This window comes from Anaerosolibacter sp. (genome assembly GCF_029240175.1).
In the GTDB taxonomy this organism is placed as follows: Bacteria; Bacillota; Clostridia; order Peptostreptococcales; family Thermotaleaceae; genus Anaerosolibacter.
Window position 1 is genome coordinate 121,552 of sequence record NZ_JARBTM010000002.1, and the last position, 18,934, is coordinate 140,485.

An 18,934-nucleotide genomic window follows, 5' to 3' on the forward strand; every position below is an offset into this window, starting at 1 on the left:
ATGAGACAATGGATCGAATGACGATCAAAGATATTAAGTTCGGATCATTTTTCAAATTGATAATGGGCATTTCTTTTTCCTTTGGCGTGATTACAGGGATCTTGTTTTTGGTCATTGGACTTATGGGTGCCAATATAACGGCCAATCTTGGTGAATCAATCCTCTATGGGATGCCGGCGGCCATTGCATCTATCTTTATGTCACCCGTGGTAGCGCTTTTTCTAGGGTTGTTTGTATGTTTATTATCTTATTTTCCTTTTAAGCTGTTTATAAAGCTTATCAATGGATTAAGAATCTTAGGCACTTTTGACGATGATAAGTATGGGCCTGGAAAAGAATATGAATAATATACACAAGGGCATCCCCCTTCAGTTTTGGTTGTAAACAAAGCTGAAGGGGGATTTTTTTATTTAATAGGAAAGTTCTACTTTCCTATTAAATAAAAAAATCAGGGGTGCAGGGGAAGTACATAAAAGTAAGCTTAGCATCGATGAATACTTAACCTAAAGAAGAAGTTTAACTTATCAAAAGATAATGTAAGTATTGACAATTATCAGTAATTTAAATATAATTTTCTTAGAATCCATGTGATAAAACTTAGTTCCGCAGAATGGTACTTGAAAGGGGTTAAAAAATGAAAAGAGAATTTTCTCTAGCACACCTTACTGTGCTTGGATGTGCACCGCCTGAAATGACCTATGTAGCCGCTATGGCTGGATATGACTATGTTAGTATACGTCCGATTTATATGGGGTTACCTGGTGAGCCAAATTATGATTTAGCTGTAGATAAAGAGATGATGAAACAAACAAAGAAAGCCCTTGCTGATACAGGGGTCAGACTTCATGATATCGAACTTGCCCGCATCTATGAGGGCGTGGATGTCAAAAGATATCTACCAGCCATGGAGGTTGCTGCTGAATTAGGAGGTAGGGCTGTATTGAGTAGTATTTGGACGCCTGATCGTAGTTTCTACATTGAAAAGTTTGGTGAACTTTGCGATCTTGCGAAACAATTTGGTTTGACAGTAGACTTAGAATATGTTCCCATTGCCAGTGTAAATACGCTGTCAAGGGCTGTAGATGTACTACGTACCGTCAATTGTGATAATGCAGGGCTTATGGTGGATACCCACCATTTCCAACGTGCTAGAGATTGTGTGGAGGATTTGAAACCGCTGCCGAAAGAATGGTTCCACTTTGCACATCTTTGTGACGCGCCTGGGGAAATTCCTACTGAGCAAGATGAGATGACTCGTATCCTTCGCGAAGCACGTTCTTATGTTGGTGAAGGTGGTATCGATGTTGCTAGTATCATAAATAGTATGCCTGATATGGTATATTCTATTGAACTTCCAAATTTAGAAAACGTGGGTGTATTTGGTTATGCAGAGCATGCTCGACGTTGTATAGAATCTGCTAAGTCATATCTTGAAGCGAATCCACGGGTGTAGGTGTCAATCAAAATAGGAAAGCAATTATTCGTTCCTACTTAAGAAAATATCTTTACTTATTTTTATTTTGTATAGAAGAAAGACTGAAAATGAATGATCCTTCATTTTCAGTCTTTCTTCTTTCTAAAGAACTATTTGATTTCACATATAAATATTTTTTCTACCTCAGGTAGATATACCATGTTATGACAGCCTCTTTCTATGGATTTTCACATGAACAAAGCATACCAATATAAATACTGTCGAAAGTTGCGAAAAATTTAAGCAGGAATTTTGTAAAATACAGGAAATATATTGTAAAGAAAAGTTTATAAATTTGCCAAGTTTTCCGATATATTATGTACTGGTTCTATTGCTGCTTTGTAAAATTACAAAGGGGGGAAGACCTATGGTGTTGGGAAAAACACAGAAGACAAAAACAGAACGACGGGGAGATGCAGTCGGACAAGCCCAGGGAGAGCTTATTCTTTATCTGAAGAACAAAACTATGGAACTGGAGCGGGAAATTCAACAAAGGAAGATCATTGAAAAAGATCTAATTGAGAGAGAATCGTTTTTAAAGCAAATTGTTGATAATACCATTGATACCATTTCTAAAATAAATTTGGAAGGTATCTTCCAATATGTGACACCTTCCCATGAGGATATTTTAGGATATGCCCCTGCCGATCTTTTGGGAAAATCTGTTTTTGAATTGATACATCCTGATGATCGAGATGCCCTTATGCATCAGTTTTCGGAAAAACTGTTGGAGGGCGGGAGGCAAAGCTGTAAGATAGAATGCAGGTATAAACATGCAGCTGGGCATTATGTCTGGCTAGAGGCCGTGGGAAAGCTTATTTATGATCATGAACATCAGCCTATAGCCGTTATATTCTGTTCTAGGGATATTACACAGCATAAGGAAGATGAAAAGGCACTAAAGTTGGCTGTGGAATGCGATGAGATGAAAACAGAGTTTTTTACCAACATATCCCATGAGTTGAAGACGCCATTAAATGTTATTCTAGGCTCCAATGAAATCATTGATATGATGGTTCGAGGGATGGGAGATAAGACTGATAAAGAAAAGCTGGTTAAATATACTGCCATGATCAAGCAAAATTGCTATCGACTCATTCGATTGATTAATAACTTCATTGATCGGACAAAAATTGATTCGGGTTTTATTCAAGCAGAGCGGAATAATTATGACATTGTCAGGATTGTTGAAGACATCACCTTATCTGTGGCAGAATATATCAGAAACAAGGGTGTAAACATGATTTTTGATACGAACATAGAGGAGTGTATCATGGCATGTGATCCAGATATGATTGAGAGAGTGATGCTAAACCTTCTGTCTAACGCCATTAAGTTTACGCCAGCTGGAGGGCAAATATATGTTGGGATTTCTGCAGAAAATGGGCATATTCATATTTCTGTGAAAGACACTGGTGAAGGAATCCCTCAAGAAAAGCAAGATATAATCTTTCGACGGTTCATTCAAGGTGAAAAGACCTTTGCAAAGAAACAGGAAGGAAGCGGGATAGGGCTATCTCTTGTAAAATCTCTGGTGGAAATGCATCATGGGCGGATTATTCTTAAGAGTGAAGTAGGTAAAGGCAGTGAATTTAAAATTGAGCTGCCTGTAGAAAACATTGAAGCGGACCAAGTAAAGGAGAAAGATACCTATTATAGCACTGGAAATATTGAAAGAATCCACATTGAGTTTTCAGATATATATGTAAAGTAATTACCTAAAAGGATGGCCATTTTACCATCCGTTTAGGGGCTTATTTTAACAAAACATTTAAAACTTTTTTAATGACATCATAGTCAAAGCCTTTTCTTTGCAGGAAACTGCCAAGCTTACGATACTGGGCATTTTTATCATCATTTCGATAGGTGGAATCCAGTTTCTTTCTTCCGAGATTTAGTGCTGTTTCAAGCTCATCTTCATGGTCTATCTGTTCACTGATGGCCTCTTGAATAATATTTTTATCAATTCCTTTCTGATAAAGCTCCTGCTTAATCCGCATCTTACCAAGCTTTTGAATATTTACTTTATCACGGATATAGGATGATGCAAAATCCTCATCATTAATGTAATTGTTGCTCTGAAGAAAGGCTATAGTTTTTTCAACAACAGATGCCTCATATCCTTTTTCTTTCATCTTTATTTCCATCTCTTGTTTGGTTCTTCCGCGGTAGGACAAAAGCTTAAAGGCATAGTTGTTTGCCTTATGTTGTTCCTCCTCTAGGATGATTTTTTCCATGGCAGAAGAATCAATTTCTTTTCCTTTCAACAATCGAAATTTAACCAATAAATCTTCGGAAATACCAAAAGCAAATTGATGATCTACATAAACAGAGTAACGGCTTTTGTTCTTTTCTTGTTGCTCAATTTTTGTAATGATACCCTGATGATTTTCAGACATCGAAACACCTCCTCCACACCAGAGATTTAATAACATTGTACTATATTTTGTCCACACTAGAGAGGAAATTTCATAAAATTATAGAGGTTGTTCACAATTTATAGTTTCGCTGCAGGGAAAATAGTAAGGACAGATCAGTAGGGTTTTAAGTAATATATAAGGTAGGTGTGTTTATAATCTTCCTGTTTAGGGAATAATTGAAATTAGAAATTGATTTCTTTTATATTATTTGATACAATACATTCAAATGAATATGAGGCAAAGAAGGGAAGTAGTAGGTTGAATCGTTGCATATAGAGAGTCATCGGTTGGTGGAAGATGACAGCAAAGAAGACTGAACTCGTCCTGGAGCTATTGGGGTGAAGAAATTAGCCCTGATCGGGTAAATCCGTTATCGTTTTTGAGAGGACAGTCGTAGGCTGTCAAGTAGAGTGGTACCGCGAGTCTTTCGTCTCTATATAGGGATGAAGGGCTTTTTTATTTTTAAATTTAAAAGAGGATGTGAACAGCATGAAAGAGTATAATCCAAAAAACCTTGAGAAAAAGTGGCAGGACATTTGGGATGAAAAAGGAACTTTTTATGCTTCAGATGATAAGTCGAAGCCTAAATATTATGCGTTGGTAGAGTTTCCTTATCCATCGGGACAAGGGCTCCACGTGGGACATCCAAGATCCTATACAGCACTGGACGTGGTATCCAGAAAACGTAGATTGCAGGGCTATAATGTGCTGTATCCTATGGGTTGGGATGCTTTTGGGTTGCCGACAGAAAACTTTGCAATCAAAAACAAAATTCATCCTAGAATTGTTACGGAGCAAAACATTGCCCGCTTCAAGTCACAGTTAAAGTCATTGGGCCTTTCTTTTGATTGGTCAAGAGAGGTGGATACTACAGATCCTAATTATTACAAGTGGACCCAGTGGATTTTCCTAAAGCTTTTTGAAAAGGGTTTGGCCTATAAGAAAGAAGCAGCCATTAACTGGTGTACAGAGTGTAAGGTTGGCTTGGCCAATGAAGAGGTTGTTAATGGCGGTTGTGAGCGCTGCGGTGGGGAGGTAGTGCGAAAGATTAAAACCCAATGGATGTTAAAAATCACCGAGTACGCAGAACGATTGATTAAGGATTTGCAAATTGTTGACTATATTGATCGTGTAAAAATTCAGCAAGAGAACTGGATTGGACGTTCTACAGGTATGGAGATTGACTTTGCTGTAACAGGAGGTCAGCCAATCAGGGTGTATACAACTAGACCTGATACATTGTTTGGTGCCACCTATATGGTTATCGCTCCAGAACATCCACTGATTGAGGAATTGAAGGATCAGATCACAAATCTTGATGAAATCGAAGCTTATAAGGAACAAGCCAGCAAGAAGTCTGATTTTGAGAGAACTGAACTGGTAAAGGAAAAAACGGGCGTTGAGATTAAAGGTATTAAGGCCGTCAATCCTGCCACTGAGAAGGAAATCCCAATCTTCATCTCTGACTATGTATTGATATCCTATGGTACAGGTGCCATCATGGCCGTACCAGGTCATGACACAAGGGACTGGGAATTTGCAAAGAAGTTTAATCTTCCAATCATAGAGGTTGTTGCCGGCGGCAATGTGGATGAGGCTGCCTATACAGATACAGAAAGCGGTATGTTGGTGAACTCCGGTCTCATCAATGGCTTGGATGTAAAGGAAGCGAAGGAAAAGATCAGTCACTGGCTTGAGGAAAAAGAAATTGGCCAGCGTAAAATAAACTTTAAGCTGAGAGACTGGGTATTCTCTCGTCAAAGATATTGGGGAGAACCAATTCCATTAGTTTACTGTCAGGAATGCGGATGGGTTCCTGTACCAGAGGAAGAGCTGCCAGTAGTATTACCAGAAGTGGAAAGCTATGAGCCCACAGAAAATGGAGAATCTCCATTGGCTAATATGCGAGAATGGGTAGAAACAACTTGTCCGAAGTGTGGCGGTAAGGGAGAAAGAGAAACAGATACTATGCCTCAGTGGGCAGGGTCTTCCTGGTATTTCTTGAGATACACTGATCCCCACAATGATAAAGAGTTGGCCAGCAAAGAAAACCTAGAATACTGGACACCTATCGATTGGTACAATGGTGGGATGGAGCATACAACCCTGCATCTATTGTATTCTAGATTCTGGCATAAGTTCTTGTATGATTATGGTGTAGTACCAACGGCAGAGCCCTATCAAAAGCGTACATCCCATGGGATGATCTTAGGTGAAAATAGTGAGAAAATGTCTAAGTCCAGGGGCAATGTGGTAAATCCTGATGATATCATTGAGGAGTATGGTGCAGATACCTTAAGGGTCTATGAAATGTTTATTGGAGACTTTGAAAAAAGTGTACCATGGTCACAAAATGGTATCAAGGGTTGTAGGAGATTCTTGGATCGTTCATGGAAGCTCCAGAGTATCCTTGTGGATGGAGCTACTTTGTCTAAGGATTTAGAAAGTACGATTCATAAGACCATTAAAAAAGTCAGTGAAGATTTTGAAAACCTGAAGTTCAACACGGCTATTGCAGCTTTGATGTCTTTGATCAATGATTTCAACGGCAAAGGCTCCATCAATAAGGCAGAGTTTAAAATATTCTTGACCTTGTTAAATCCAATTGCACCCCATATCACTGAAGAGTTATGGGAGATAAATGGATATGAAGGTATGGTTACTGATCAATCTTGGCCACAGTGGGATGAAGCGAAAACAAAGGATGACACCATTGAAATGGCAGTACAGGTCAATGGTAAAGTTAGAGGTACCATCGTTATCGCCGCCGATGCTTCCAAGGAAGATGCAAAGGAAAAGGCCATGGCAGATGAGAAAATTGCTGCCTTCATCGATGGAAAGTCCATTGTAAAGGAGATCTACGTACCAGGAAAGATTTTTAATATTGTAGTGAAATAAAGAAATGAATGCCCTAGCGAAAGCTAGGGTATTTTATTTGGATGAAGTTGTAGAATAATGCGATACAAGATCGAGATAATCATTTAGGTTGAGGTTGTAGGGGTCGCATAGTATGCGACCCGCAGGAATGCCATGAAATCTAGGCGGGTTGCATACTATGCAACCCCTACGTTGAAAATCTTGATCTCGACCTTACGTCGCATTCTTTATCTGCTCTGATACAGGGGCTATATCCTTACAAATAAAGGAAAATCATACTGAAAAGCGAATATAGTATCTAAGGAGCTGAAAACTGAAAGGGGAATAGCGATGAAAAAGGTCTTGCTAATGGTACTCATCATACTATTAATTATTGTCAGAGTGAGTTGTCTTAAAGTTAAAGATCCTATAGATGAAGCAAAAGAAGTGGTTGAAAGCTTTATGGCTCAGATATACAATGTGGAAGATTTTACGGTGCTCAATCAAGCTGTAATGGAGAGGCAAATGGAGATGATTCTTGATCTTCATGGAAAGCTAAAGCCCTATATGACGGAACGGGGGGCGAAGACAACCTTGGCGAACCGTGATTTTGCCTTTGTTTACCATACAGCGCGAAAGAGACAGGTAAATATTGCTTTTGAAAGCGTGGACTTTGAAAGTGTTAAGCAGGAGGAGAACAACAACTTATACGTAGACTATGTAGCAAAAATCAAGCTAACCGATCCCCATGATCAGGTTGAATATATAGATAAGCGGGGTTATATGAAACTGGTAAAGACAGACGATGGGTGGAAGATGGATTATCATCGGGCAATCAATTATCCCTTTGAGCTTCTTGGAGGGGATGAATATACCATGGAAACAGAAAAGATAAAAAAGAGGTTCACCCTTACAACAGGAGAGGGTTCCTACAGCCAATTGGAAAGCTATATGGATGCTATGGTTTTCGCTGTCCATAATAACAATCAAGAAAAAGTTACACTGCGGTTTCCAAATGCAAAGATCTATGAATTGATTTTGTATCAGGATGGAAAAGAGGTTTGGCAGTACGGTGATGAAATAGATTTTGATAAAAGATCCTCTGTTGACACGTTAGAAGGGGATGCCAGTTTGATATTTTCCATTGATTATCCATGGTCCCTTTCTTCAGGGGAATATGAATTTGCGTTTTATCTCAATGCCGAAGGATGGGAAAACAAAGAGCCCCTAAGAGGCAAGATAATAATAAATAAAGAGAATTAGAGTGAACTATGAATATTTTGTAGGGGTGATTCACGAATCGCCCTAATGACAAGGATAACGAGCGATTCGTAAATCGCCCCTAAAATTTTTTCTAATCATTATACCTTAATCATATTGAAGTGGTTCAATGTTTGAAAGGAGTTTTACGATGACGGATATTACCATAATGCTTCTTGAAGAATCGGATATGGAAGCGCTCTTTCGATTTGAGGTTGAAAATAGGGCATACTTTGAATCCATGGTTCCTTCGAGGGGAGATGGATACTATAATTTCGAGCAGTTTAAATCTATACAGCAAGAGATTTTAAAGGAACAAAATGACGGCGCCCTCTACATGTATCTGATTAAGGGCCATGATCACAGGATTATTGGGAGAGTAAACCTTGTTTCTATCGTAAGGGGTATCTTCAACAAGGCTGAGTTGGGGTACAGAATAGGCAAGAATCATGCTGGTAAGGGATATGCAACAAGGGCTGTTGCTTTGGTCTTACAAGAAGCAATTTGTCGCCATAAGCTTCATCGAATTGAAGCAGGAACAGCTCTGGATAACATCGGCTCTCAGGTGGTATTGATCAAAAACGGCTTTCAATTTATGGGACGCAGTCATCAATTTATTTACCAAAATGGGGACTGGCAGGATAGTGTAAATTTTGAAAAAGTATTGGATGAGAGCTATCGATAAATATAAGGGGGATCATCATAAAATGGCTGAAAAAGAGCAGTTAATTTTAGACCTGCGTAGGATTGCAGAAAATAATTATGAATTATCAGCTGGAGAGGAACCAAGGACATATATAAGCCGGATGTTTAAATACATAGGAGACCCAGATCCAGAGCTGAGAGATGACTTGATTTATTCAACCTTTTACATGTGGATTGGAGAAAAGGAGTTTTTTTCTGAAGCTGAGCAAAAAGATATGCTGGATACTTTAATAAGTGAAAATTACTTATTATATCGCTTCGGTAATATGGGAGATGAGACTGTCTTTACCAGAACCTTCTCTATACTCGTCATCGTACTGATCTTAGCAAGGCATCGGAAGAAGTCGTTTCTGAGTATGGATAGCTTCCTAAAGGTGAAAAATACCCTGATACGATACTATCAAGAAGAACGGGATTTACGGGGATACATAGAAGACTATGGCTGGGCCCATGGTGCGGCCCATGGCGCCGATGCCATGGATGAGTTGGCTCAATGTGAAGAAAGCGACGAAGTTATTTTACAGGAAGTTTTAGGGGCTATGCAAAAGGTTCTCTATAACGAGAAATTCCTTTTGAGTAATGAAGAGGATGAACGAATGGCTAGGGTTGTTTACAGAATGATCAAGACGAATCGAATATCCCGTGAAATGATTACCCAATGGATTGAAGGACTCAGTCAATGCTGTGAGTGGGAAAGAACCCGAAGCCAATATATTGCCCGTGTAAATACCAAGAATTTTGTTCGCTGCTTATATTTTAAACTTCTGCACAATGAGATCCCCGGATATTATCCAGATATCCTTTGCAGAGTAGAAGCAATGTTAAACAGATTTTTCGAAGTAGATAAATGTATTTAACAATAGGAGAAAACACAAGTATGATATGCCCATGCTTGTGTTTTCTCATATCTATTCAATACAGACGATATAGGTCAGCCTATCGATCTTAATAAAGCTTAGATTCATGCTAAATCTATTAGATATATCTTTAAGCATATCGATATTGGAATAATACTCATCTTCCATTTCAGATAGTTCATCTTGGGTGAGGGTACTATATAATTCTTCTTTTTTTAGTGCATTTTCAAACATCAAATCTCCTAGAACGATTCTGCCGTCTTTCCGTAAAACTCTGACCATCTCAGCAACAGCTATCTCCTTTTCCTCATCGGTTAAATGATGGAAGGCATAGGTAGATACAATGATATCAAAATAATTGTTAGGATAAGGAATCTTTAAAAACTCACCTATGCGAAGTCTAAGGTTAGGAAATTTTTGTTTGGCAACATTTAGCATCTCTCGGGATTGGTCGATACCAATGAACTCAAATGCTGAAGTGAGGTATCTCTTCGCTAGATTCCCTGTACCTACGCCGATTTCTAATATCTTGGAGTGAGGAGCTTTGTCCTTTATAGATTGGTCAAATACCGTGTCCAGTATTCGTTCATAATTTTTATAGATGCCCAGCCTGCCGATATTATTTTTGACAGATACGTCGTAGCTTGTTGCCCAGTCATCAAAGTTCCACCGATCTTTCCAACTATTCTTTATTTGATAAAGATTATTCATGTTTTGGGCAAAGGGCAGCAGCTGTTCAGGCAAACTATCTCCTAGCAGGGCAGGACAGTCATAAACCGTATCCATCATTCCTTCGAGACAATTTTGAATAAGCTGTAAGCGGTGAATTTCGTCATTGATATATTTCCATTGGCTATGAAAGTGATTGATAATGTTTTCTCTTTCGTAATGGACCATCATATCTTTTACTTGTTCAATAGGGATATTCATCATTCTATAAACAAGGACGGCCTGAAGTTTAATGATGTCATCCTCCGTAAAGTACCTGTAGTTATTCTCCATATCCCGTTGAGGATGGAGAATGTTCTTCTTTTCATAGAATCTGATTTTATTTGTGGTTATTTGGAACATCTGGGCCACTTCATTGATCGTATACTTTCTCTCCATACTTTCACTCCTATAAGGGTATTTGTTTCCATTATAAACCTTAGTCTAAGGCGAAGGTCAAGTGTTAAGTCATTAAATATATTAGTTTATTTTTGAATAACGTCATAGGATCATTTTTAGAGGAAATGTATGAATTCCAGAGGACTATTTACAGGAAATTTATTGGTTTAAGGGAGGGATAATCATGTAAAATATTTCGTTGCCTAAACGTAAGAGCATACGATTAAAATATTATGATTATGCACACTCCGGTTATTATTTTGTGACAATATGCACCGAGAATAGGAAAAACATCTTCGGAGAGGTCGTAGGGGTGGACGACCCTACAAAAAATCATGCAAGGCTTTAAGTCAGTAACAACGAAAAGATGCTTTAAATATGAGTATTCAGAGATATGGCAGGAGGATGAATATTTTAAAGGTTAGGCATTTGAATTGAATAACAAGATGAAAAGAAAATAAAACGAAAAACTCCTGATATGAATTCAGGAGTTTTTTCACTACATAACAATATTGAATAATTTTGGAAGAATACGTTAATAATCTACAACGGGAATTAAGCTTGATTCTTTAGTTTTTGAAGCAGTACACTTGCATGGGTGATGGAGGGAAGCGATTTGAAGATTTCATTTCCCCATATGGGAAACGTTTATATAGCATTGAAGGCTGTATTTGAGGATTTGGGGGTGACTGTAATTCCACCGCCCAAAAGCAGCAAAAGAACTTTGGAATTGGGTACCAGACATTCTCCGGAGCAGATTTGTATTCCATTTAAGATTACCCTGGGTAACTATATGGAAAGCATTAACCAAGGGGCAGATACCCTCTTTATGTGGGGTGGGTGTGATGCTTGCCGTATTAGTTACTATCATATGCTTCAGGAAGAGATACTAAAAGAATTGGGATATGACATCGAGATGATCTGTGGAGAACCCTTTAAGAGCTTTGGGGAGATTATAAATTTTCTTCAGAAGCTAAAGCGGGTGGCTGGAGACAATCACTATGGAAAGATAGGGGCTTCATTTGTGAAGGCGGTCAAGATTCTCAATGAGATTGATGATTTAGATGAATTGTTTTGTAAAGTGAGGCCTAGGGAGATAGAATCAGGGGAAACAGATAGCCTCTATCGGGCGTTTGAAGAAGGGATTAAACAAATACATGGTTCATCAAAAACCCTTCAATGGGTCCAGGAGATAAAAAATAAACTCGAAAGTATTTCTGTCGACCCCCACCGTAGGGTTATAAAAGTGGGAATCGTTGGAGAAATTTATACTGTGGTGGAGCCCTTTATCAATTTAAATATCATTCAAAAGCTGGGGAATATGGGAGTAGAGGTACACCGGTCCGTTATGGCTAGTGAGTTTATTAGAGAACAGTTAGATTTTTTGCCCTTTGTCCGCTCTGAAAAAGAAGAGGTTCATCGGGCAGCAGCACCATATATAGATCTTGAAATTGGTGGACACGCTCGCCATACGGTAGGCAATGCAGTTCGATATCATGAAGAAAATTACGATGGTGTGATCCATCTCCTGCCTTTTACCTGTATGCCTGAAATCGTGGCCCAGAGCATACTGCGGTCTGTGGAGGAAGAGAAGGATATTCCAATTTTAAAGCTGGTGTTGGATGAGATGACAGGCGAAACCGGCTATCAAACAAGGCTAGAAGCATTTATTGAATTATTATGGAGAAGAAGGGAGAAGACCCATGAAGAAGTGTTATCTTGGAATTGATGTAGGTTCAGTGAGTACCAATGTTGTGGTAATGGATACAGAGGAAAACATATTGGAGAAATTGTATATTCGAACCCAGGGAAAGCCTATTCAAGCATTAAAACAAGGTTTACAGATGGTCAAAGAACGGTTAGGACAGGATGTGGAAGTTATAGGGGTAGGAACAACGGGCAGCGGCAGACAGCTGGCATCAGTTATGGTAGGTGCTGACGTGGTGAAAAATGAAATCACTGCCCATGGCATTGCTGCGCTCCATTGTGTACCTGATGTGAAAACGATTATTGAAATTGGCGGACAGGATTCAAAGATTATCCTTTTGAGGGATGGTATTATCTACGACTTTGCCATGAACACCGTTTGTGCAGCTGGTACAGGTTCATTTTTGGATCGACAGGCAGAACGATTGGATATTCCTATTGAAGAATTTGGTGAGCTGGCTTTAAAATCAAAAACCACAGTCCGTATCGCAGGGCGTTGTGCAGTTTTTGCCGAGTCGGATATGATTCACAAGCAGCAGTTGGGACATAATCAAGAGGATATCATTAACGGCTTGTGCCAAGCGCTGGCTAGAAACTATTTAAATAACCTGGGCAAGGGTAAAGATATTAAATCTCCAGTCATTTTCCAGGGAGGCGTTGCTGCCAACGTAGGCATCAGAAAAGCCTTCGAAGAAATGATCGGATGTGAGATTGTTGTACCGCCCCATGCCAATGTTATGGGAGCTATTGGTGCCTGTTTATTGGCGAAGGATGAGGTGAAAAGAACAGGACAGACAAACTTTTTCGGATTTGATATCGCCGACAGCAGCTTCTATGTAAACAGCTTTGAGTGTGAAAGCTGTGCGAACATGTGTGAGGTAGTAGGTTTCCATCGGGATGCGCAATTGGTTGCCCGCTGGGGAGATAAGTGTGGCCGCTGGAGCAATATCCTAACCCCACAAAAAGAACAATTGGCTTAGGATATAAGTAGGAATAGGAAAGGCGGGGTATCCCTGCCTTTTCTATTCCTACTTATGTAAACCCGGGAAAAAATAGAGAATTCCAAGTGAAGGGGGGCTACACTTGGAATTCTGAATATAAGGGGGGAATAGGGTCTATGATTGCTTAACTGACTTATTCGTTTTCTTCGTATTGGATACTTTTTGTGAATAAAGATTAGACATTAGATAACTATTTAATTTGTTTATTTTTAGATTACTTGTATTGGATTGTTTCATACAATCACCATCCTTTTAGGGCAAGTAAGTGATGTTGGTTATCAAATGATTTTTCTTATTATTTATATACCACGGTTTAGATACATTAAACATTAAATTTTATAAATGTATTTAATCTATTGACAAAGGAAAGCTGTTCTTCTAAAATTTAATTAAAACTAAAAATGAATGGGTGTTTATTATATGCAAGTATTAAAGGATGATGTGAGAAACAGTATTCATGAAGCAGCGTTGATAGAGTTTCACGAAAAGGGATTCAAAGATGCATCTATGCGGTCAATCGCAGAAAAAGGCGGCATGACAGTTGGAAACCTCTATCGTTATTTTACGAACAAGGAGGATTTATTTTATTCAGTGATCAGTCCCGCCTATCATAAGGTGATTGATTTAACAAACGAAAAATTTGTTGAAATGGGTGGACTAAAAGATATTCGACAGGTCATGGCGTATATAGCCAATCAAATTGTGATGATCAATCGGGAACATCGGAGAGAATTGTTAATTTTAATGAGTGGCTGTGAGGGAACAAAGTTTGAGCATGTTATAGAGGAAATCACCAATTTGGTGGAAAATAAATTTAAGAATCAAATCTTTCTTCAGCTGAGGGAAGATGATGTGGTGATTCCGGATGAATTCTTTGCCCATGTTCTTGCAGTAAGTCAAGTGGAAGGAATAAAAGCAATTTTAAGGCATTACGAGGATGAAGATAAGATCAAGGGATTGGTACAGCAGTATATGCATTATCATTTTCACGACATAAAGAATAGATTTATTTCATTTGATTTAAGGAAACAGATCGTATCATAGGGAAAACAAATTGCCGATAGGCAATTTTATTTATGACAATAATAAACGTATGTTCACTGACACGGTAATAAGGGGGATATTTATGAGAGTAAAAGTTGCAGCATTATGGATGATTGTGATTTTGATTATGGCTACTGGATGCTCTAATGGAAATAAAGATAAAGAGCTGGCACCGAAGGCAAAACCAGTAAAGGTTCTGTCCATAAAAGAAGAGATAAGACCTGTGGTTTTGGATTATACAGGCATTGTAGGATCAGCATCTTTAAAGAAGCTGGCATTTAAAAGCGGTGGGAGAATTGAGAAGGTCCTTGTAAAGGAAGGGGAGCAAATAAAAGCAAATCAACCTTTGATTCAATTAGATACCCAGGATCTACAATATAGTCTTGAAGCTTCTCAAGGCCAGCTGGAAGCAGCCAAGTCTCAATATGATAAGGCTGTTAATGGAGCCGTGGCAGAAGATATCAAACAGGCTGAGGCAAGTGCGGAAAAGGCAGGAGCTGCATATAATTTTACCGTAGATCAATATGAAAAGATGCAGAAGCTCCATGAAGCTGGAGCCATTTCAAAGAATGATTTTGATAAGGCTAAGCTAGAGTTGGATCTAAGAAAAGCGGACTTAAACACAGCGAAGGAAATGGAGAAAAAGATAAAGGCTGGGGCCAGGGCGGAAGATAAAGCGGCGGCCAAGGGGCAGCTGGAGCAGGCAGCTGCAGATTACAAATACAAAATGAGCTTGGTCGAGGATGCGGTGATAAAAGCAAATTCAGACGGTTACGTGGTAGATGTGTTGTATGAAGAAGGAGAGATGGTTGGGTCAGGATATCCAGTCATAGTGGTGAGAGATGAAGAAAAAATTCTAAAGGTAGGTGTGACATCAAAGGATCTAAACGCTGTACATATTGGGATGAAGGCAAAGGTCTTGATTAATAATGAAGCGATTATGGGGGAAGTAACCAACATTGGGCAAACACCTGATGAGAAAATGCTTACGTATCCCATAGAAATTGCCCTTTCTCAGAATAGCTGGCCTATGGGCAGTGTGGGGAAAGTTGAATTAACGATCGGCGAGAAGCGGGGAGTCTGGATTCCCATATCAGCAATTTTATCCAATGGAGAAGATTATGTATTTGTTATGAAAGATGGAAAGGCCCAACAAAAGCAAATCAAATTAGCAGAAGTTCAGAATAACTATGTTCGGATTGAAGGTCTGAATCCCAATGAAAAACTCATTGTAGAAGGTATGAAAAAGCTGAAGGATCAGGAATCTGTTTCTGTACAGAACTAGAGGGGGAAAATATCGTGGGAAAAGGACTCATACATGGGGCGATCAAGGAAAGAAAAGTAACCCTTTTTCTGGCAGTCCTCGTCATGATTGCCGGCATTTATAGCTACTACATTACACCTAAACAGGAAAATCCAGAAATTACAGCCGCCATCGCCATCGTTACTACGATTTATCCCGGAGCATCTCCTGAGGAAGTAGAAAAACTGGTGACCAGTAAGATCGAGGACGAGGCAGCTGAGCTGAAAGGCTATGATTATGCAGAATCTCAATCAAGAAACGGGGTATCTGTGGTGGTGGTGCGCCTGGTTCAGGATGCAGATATAGAAAAATCCTGGGAAGACTTGCGGCAGAAAATGGAGGATTTACAAGGCGAACTGCCCAAGGAAGCACATCCAATACAGATCAATACAGATTTGACAGAGACAGCTGGGATTATCATTAGTATGTCGGGGGAGAATTATTCCTACGAGGAGTTGGCAGCCTATGCTGAGGAATTCAAAAAAGAACTAGGTAAGATTAAGGGGATTGCCCGCTTTGATCTTCATGGAAAGCAGGAAAAAGAGGTAAGGGTAGAGATTGATATGGCGCAGATTAATCAATATCAATTATCCTTTGAAGATATTGTAAAGGTGCTTCAGGCCCAGAACATCGAAATCCCTTTGGGGCAGATTAAGAACGAGGGGGCACGTTTTAATGTGGCCGCCACAGGAACCTATGGAGAGTTAAAGGAAATTGAAAATACTATTGTGGCAGGCGCTAAAGATAGTGGATCTGTTGTAAGGCTGAAAGATATAGCCAGGGTGTATATGGACTTAGAGGATTCTAACTATCTGATTAAACAAAATGATCGAAATGCTGTACTTTTAACGGGATATTTTCAGGAGAACAAGAATATTGTCATCATCGGAAAAGAAGTTGAAGCAACAATCAATGCTTTAAAGGTGGATTTGCCAAAAGACATTTATTTCGATGAAGTACTGTATCAGCCCAAAGATGTTAGCAGAGCTGTGAACAATTTTATTATCAACCTTATTGAAGGTATTCTATTTGTCATCATTGTGGTTTTTATTGGCATGGGTTTTAGGAATGCAGTGATCGTGTCAACTGCTATTCCTCTATCGATTTTAACCACCTTTGTTTTGATGAGGTTCTTGAACATACCTATTCACCAGATTTCTATTACGGCATTGATTATTGCCCTAGGTATGTTGGTGGATAATGCCATTGTGGTAAGTGATGCCATCCAGGTGAAAATTGATCAGGATATAGAAAGAATGAAGGCTTGTGTGGAAGGGGTAGCAGAGGTGGCTATACCTGTCTTAACCTCCACCCTTACCACTGTATTTGCCTTTATTCCATTACTGCTGCTGCCTTCCATGGCTGGGGAATATATTCAAAGCTTGCCGTTGATTATTATGGTTTCCCTATCGGCCTCATATTTGGTGGCCCTCTTGGTGACACCAACCATGGCCTTTTTGTTTTTCAAGAAAAGTGAAACCAGAGAAAGGAAGTATAAGATTCGAGGATTTTTTGATCGAATGCTCCACATAGGGATGGCTGAAAAGAAAAAAACGATCATATCTTCTTTCTTTGTCTTCGGTATTACCATCTTACTGGCTACTCAGTTAGGACTGCAGTTCTTCCCAAAAGCAGATACAAGTATCCTCTATATTGATATGAGGACAGAGTCGGGAACGGATATTCATAAGACGGAAGTGCTGGCAGATCAAGTAGCTCAGATTCTAAAGGAACAGAAAGAAGTGGAAAGCTATACTTTGGCCATCGGGGATGGTCTGCCAAAGTTTTATAATACACTCCCCCTTTATACCCAATCCCAAGACTTTGCTCAAATTATGTTGAAGGTTGACTTGAAAAAAGAAAAAAGGTTTAAGACAAATACGGAGTTTGCCGATGCACTACAGGAGATTTTCGATGAACGGATTGTTGGTGGTACTGCTACCATAAAGCAATTGGAGCAGGGAGAGCCTATTGGTGCGCCAGTCCGGGTTCGTGTAACTGGAGATGACATGGAGAAGCTTGAAGCGGCAACCAGAAAGGTGAGTCAATACCTTTCGAGTATAGAGGGAACCGTTAATATCGATGATGATTTTACGGATAAGGTGTATGAATTTTATGTAGATATAGATACGGATAAGGCAAGTTTTTATGGAGTAACCAAATATGATGTGCAAAAAGAAGTAAACATTGCACTGATGGGTAGAACCGCCTCAATATTTAGAAATGATGGGAATGAATATGGCATACTCGTAAAAAGCAATGTTCAGTCAAGTGAGGATTTAGGAAACATGGCCATTCAATCCTCTGTCACTGGAAATAAAGTGTTGTTAAAAGAAATCGCCAATATTGAGCTGAGACCCCAAATACCTGATATTAAGAAGCATGATCGAGAAAAATCTGTTACTATATATAGTGATGTAAAGCCCGGTTTTAGCTCTGTTGAAATACAAAGACAACTGCAGCAGGGGTTAGGAGAGTCGGACCTAGGGGATGTGCAGATCGTGTTTGATGGAGAGAGAGAAAAAATTCAGGAACATTTTGGCAGTGTAGGTACTTTGGCTATCTTTGCATTGGTGCTGGTCTATGGAATCTTACTCATTCAGTTCAATTCATTTGTACAGCCTATAGTGATTTTACTCACCATACCGCTGTCTACCATCGGTTCTATTGTTGGTTTGTTCATATTCCGACAACCCTTGTCGTTTACTGGGCTCCTAGGTATGGTAAGTCTGTTGGGTATTGTGGTAAATAATGCCATTATGTTAATTGATTTTATCAATGGAGAGAGAAGGGCAGGAAAAGATATTAAAGAGGCATGTCTGGAAGCCGTTGATAAGCGGTTTAGGCCTATCATGCTCAGCACTACGACCACGGTCATTGGTCTTACGCCTTTGGTGTTCACAGGCAGCGAGTTGTTTCAACCCATGTCTATCGCCCTTATGAGCGGACTCATGGTTTCCACACTGCTTACACTCGTGATTATTCCTGTTGTTTACAGTATGGTGGAATCCAAGATTGAAAAAATTAAAGAAAAAAGGTTAGGAACTGAATAATATATGTGATAGAACAGCAGGCTTTAGACCTGCTGTTTTTTATGATATAAGAACGTACTCGTCTTATATCATAAAAAACAAGGGGTGCAGGGGAAGGATTCCCATGCCGCAGTCAGAGGGGTGCTCAAGCTGCTTTGCAGCTGTCGA

At 39.4% G+C, this 18,934-nt stretch carries 14 protein-coding genes and 1 other annotated feature; of the genes, 12 read left to right on the forward strand and 2 right to left on the reverse strand.

The window, feature by feature from the left end:
• Positions 1-8 precede the first annotated feature (8 nt).
• The 3 genes from K0R93_RS01810 (at position 9) to K0R93_RS01820 (ending at position 3,188) form a co-directional block, all read left to right on the forward strand.
• Positions 9-347: a hypothetical protein gene (locus K0R93_RS01810; RefSeq protein ID WP_300296700.1), complete on the forward strand. Its 339-nt coding sequence runs from the start codon at positions 9-11 to the stop codon at positions 345-347.
• A gap of 287 nt (positions 348-634) precedes the next feature.
• Positions 635-1,453, forward strand: a complete 819-nt coding sequence (locus K0R93_RS01815) for a sugar phosphate isomerase/epimerase family protein (protein ID WP_300296703.1) — start codon at positions 635-637, stop codon at positions 1,451-1,453.
• Between the two features lie 388 nt (positions 1,454-1,841).
• Positions 1,842-3,188 carry a PAS domain-containing sensor histidine kinase gene (locus K0R93_RS01820; RefSeq protein ID WP_300296706.1) on the forward strand — a complete coding sequence of 449 codons (1,347 nt, stop codon included), beginning with the start codon at positions 1,842-1,844 and terminating at the stop codon, positions 3,186-3,188.
• 40 nt (positions 3,189-3,228) lie between these two features.
• On the opposite strand, the gene K0R93_RS01825 is transcribed toward K0R93_RS01820, so the two are convergent.
• Positions 3,229-3,873 carry a regulatory protein RecX gene (locus K0R93_RS01825; RefSeq protein WP_300296709.1) on the reverse strand — a complete coding sequence of 215 codons (645 nt, stop codon included), beginning with the start codon at positions 3,871-3,873 and terminating at the stop codon, positions 3,229-3,231.
• A gap of 252 nt (positions 3,874-4,125) precedes the next feature.
• Positions 4,126-4,332, forward strand: a binding site (T-box leader).
• 51 nt (positions 4,333-4,383) lie between these two features.
• Here K0R93_RS01825 and leuS point away from each other — a divergent pair.
• From leuS to K0R93_RS01845, 4 genes are all read left to right on the forward strand, one after another.
• Entirely contained in the window at positions 4,384-6,792 is a 2,409-nt protein-coding gene (leuS, locus tag K0R93_RS01830) for a leucine--tRNA ligase (RefSeq protein ID WP_300296712.1), read from the forward strand.
• Between the two features lie 309 nt (positions 6,793-7,101).
• Positions 7,102-8,013: a BsuPI-related putative proteinase inhibitor gene (locus tag K0R93_RS01835; protein ID WP_300296715.1), complete on the forward strand. Its 912-nt coding sequence runs from the start codon at positions 7,102-7,104 to the stop codon at positions 8,011-8,013.
• Between the two features lie 148 nt (positions 8,014-8,161).
• The gene (locus tag K0R93_RS01840; protein WP_300296718.1) at positions 8,162-8,695 is read left to right on the forward strand and encodes a GNAT family N-acetyltransferase; all 534 of its coding nucleotides are present in this window, start codon (positions 8,162-8,164) and stop codon (positions 8,693-8,695) included.
• Between the two features lie 22 nt (positions 8,696-8,717).
• Positions 8,718-9,572: a DUF2785 domain-containing protein gene (locus tag K0R93_RS01845; protein ID WP_300296721.1), complete on the forward strand. Its 855-nt coding sequence runs from the start codon at positions 8,718-8,720 to the stop codon at positions 9,570-9,572.
• A 51-nt stretch (positions 9,573-9,623) separates the two neighbouring features.
• Here the strand turns inward: K0R93_RS01845 and K0R93_RS01850 are convergent, their stop codons facing one another.
• The gene (locus K0R93_RS01850; protein ID WP_300296723.1) at positions 9,624-10,679 is read right to left on the reverse strand and encodes a MerR family transcriptional regulator; all 1,056 of its coding nucleotides are present in this window, start codon (positions 10,677-10,679) and stop codon (positions 9,624-9,626) included.
• Positions 10,680-11,295: 616 nt separating this feature from the next.
• Here K0R93_RS01850 and K0R93_RS01855 point away from each other — a divergent pair.
• The 5 genes from K0R93_RS01855 (at position 11,296) to K0R93_RS01875 (ending at position 18,787) form a co-directional block, all read left to right on the forward strand.
• Positions 11,296-12,408: an acyl-CoA dehydratase activase-related protein gene (locus tag K0R93_RS01855; protein ID WP_300296726.1), complete on the forward strand. Its 1,113-nt coding sequence runs from the start codon at positions 11,296-11,298 to the stop codon at positions 12,406-12,408.
• Entirely contained in the window at positions 12,383-13,366 is a 984-nt protein-coding gene (locus K0R93_RS01860) for an acyl-CoA dehydratase activase (RefSeq protein ID WP_300296729.1), read from the forward strand. Before K0R93_RS01855 ends, K0R93_RS01860 begins: the two co-directional genes overlap by 26 nt.
• Positions 13,367-13,807: 441 nt before the next feature.
• The gene (locus K0R93_RS01865) at positions 13,808-14,431 is read left to right on the forward strand and encodes a TetR/AcrR family transcriptional regulator (RefSeq protein WP_300296732.1); all 624 of its coding nucleotides are present in this window, start codon (positions 13,808-13,810) and stop codon (positions 14,429-14,431) included.
• Between the two features lie 82 nt (positions 14,432-14,513).
• Complete coding sequence (locus K0R93_RS01870; protein ID WP_300296735.1) at positions 14,514-15,716, forward strand: efflux RND transporter periplasmic adaptor subunit; 1,203 nt, start codon at positions 14,514-14,516, stop codon at positions 15,714-15,716.
• Positions 15,717-15,730: 14 nt separating this feature from the next.
• Complete coding sequence (locus tag K0R93_RS01875) at positions 15,731-18,787, forward strand: efflux RND transporter permease subunit (protein ID WP_300296738.1); 3,057 nt, start codon at positions 15,731-15,733, stop codon at positions 18,785-18,787.
• Positions 18,788-18,934: the final 147 nt, after the last annotated feature.

Bases quoted from the DNA above. Each gene is read 5' to 3' on its own strand.
- K0R93_RS01810 (WP_300296700.1), top strand. From the start codon at position 9: ATGGATCGAATGACGATCAAAGATATTAAGTTCGGATCATTTTTCAAA.
- K0R93_RS01815 (WP_300296703.1), top strand. From the start codon at position 635: ATGAAAAGAGAATTTTCTCTAGCACACCTTACTGTGCTTGGATGTGCA.
- K0R93_RS01820 (WP_300296706.1), top strand. From the start codon at position 1,842: ATGGTGTTGGGAAAAACACAGAAGACAAAAACAGAACGACGGGGAGAT.
- K0R93_RS01825 (WP_300296709.1), bottom strand. From the start codon at position 3,873: ATGTCTGAAAATCATCAGGGTATCATTACAAAAATTGAGCAACAAGAA.
- leuS (WP_300296712.1), top strand. From the start codon at position 4,384: ATGAAAGAGTATAATCCAAAAAACCTTGAGAAAAAGTGGCAGGACATT.
- K0R93_RS01835 (WP_300296715.1), top strand. From the start codon at position 7,102: ATGAAAAAGGTCTTGCTAATGGTACTCATCATACTATTAATTATTGTC.
- K0R93_RS01840 (WP_300296718.1), top strand. From the start codon at position 8,162: ATGACGGATATTACCATAATGCTTCTTGAAGAATCGGATATGGAAGCG.
- K0R93_RS01845 (WP_300296721.1), top strand. From the start codon at position 8,718: ATGGCTGAAAAAGAGCAGTTAATTTTAGACCTGCGTAGGATTGCAGAA.
- K0R93_RS01850 (WP_300296723.1), bottom strand. From the start codon at position 10,679: ATGGAGAGAAAGTATACGATCAATGAAGTGGCCCAGATGTTCCAAATA.
- K0R93_RS01860 (WP_300296729.1), top strand. From the start codon at position 12,383: ATGAAGAAGTGTTATCTTGGAATTGATGTAGGTTCAGTGAGTACCAAT.
- K0R93_RS01865 (WP_300296732.1), top strand. From the start codon at position 13,808: ATGCAAGTATTAAAGGATGATGTGAGAAACAGTATTCATGAAGCAGCG.
- K0R93_RS01870 (WP_300296735.1), top strand. From the start codon at position 14,514: ATGAGAGTAAAAGTTGCAGCATTATGGATGATTGTGATTTTGATTATG.